General features: G+C 53.5%; 2 protein-coding genes. Both read right to left on the reverse strand.

The features are described 5' to 3' along the window. Positions 1–280 (reverse strand): Aca2/YdiL-like domain-containing protein (locus ACTHUT_RS21275; protein WP_440419790.1); only part of this gene is annotated, 280 nt, incomplete at its 3' end. 14 nt (positions 281–294) lie between these two features. Beyond that, the coding region (locus tag ACTHUT_RS21280; protein ID WP_440419792.1) for a tyrosine-type recombinase/integrase at positions 295–806 on the reverse strand (512 nt) is incomplete at its 5' end.

Here is an 806-nt window from a genome sequence, read left to right on the forward strand (position 1 = left end):
CCAATACATCCGCCCCTTTTTTAGGGGCGGTCAGTATAGGCTCAGTTCCGCCAGCAATCTGCGCGGTGATACCGTCTATCTCTCTCTGCCTGAGCCGTATCAGGGCCAACAGATTTTCCGCCACCTCATCAGGCATGACTCCATCTCCGCTCTCCCAACGATTCCAGGCTCGCTCTGATACACCATCAGGACGGACAGATGTACAGGCGACCGATTTAGCAGCCTCCAAAACGGTTAAAAACAAAAGACGACGGTACGCCTCAATGACAATGTGGTGCATAGTTTTACTCCTCCTTAGGAGCCATTATATCCGCCTCGACCAATGGCACGCCATCGGTTTATCTCGTCCGCGTACCAAATCATTAACCGTCTGCGCTCGTCTAACAGCATCGCCTTGTTATAAACGCCGCGCACACCGCTGATGATATGGGCCAACTGCAATTCGATCGCATCAACTGACCATAGCCCGCTTTCGTGGGCGTGTGTGCTAAAAACCTTGCGGAATCCATGTATCGTCATCTTGTCCCGCCAGCCGGACTGCGTGATAACGTGCAAAGGGCGGTGTCCGCCGATGCCGCCAAATAAAAGGTCTACGGAAATTCTGCGCCGCGCGCGCTCAACCAGCCAAGCAGATAACAAATCCACAACTTGAGGCGCGAGTGGGACGACATGTGGCCGCCTCATTTTCATGCGCGCCGCAGGGATCGTCCATGTTGCCGTATCAAAATCAAATTCGAACAACTCGGCATTGACTGCCTCTCCCCGGCGGACAGCAGTATAAGCAATCAGCCAAAAAGCAGTAACAG

The organism is Neisseria sp. P0022.S010 (assembly GCF_051956635.1).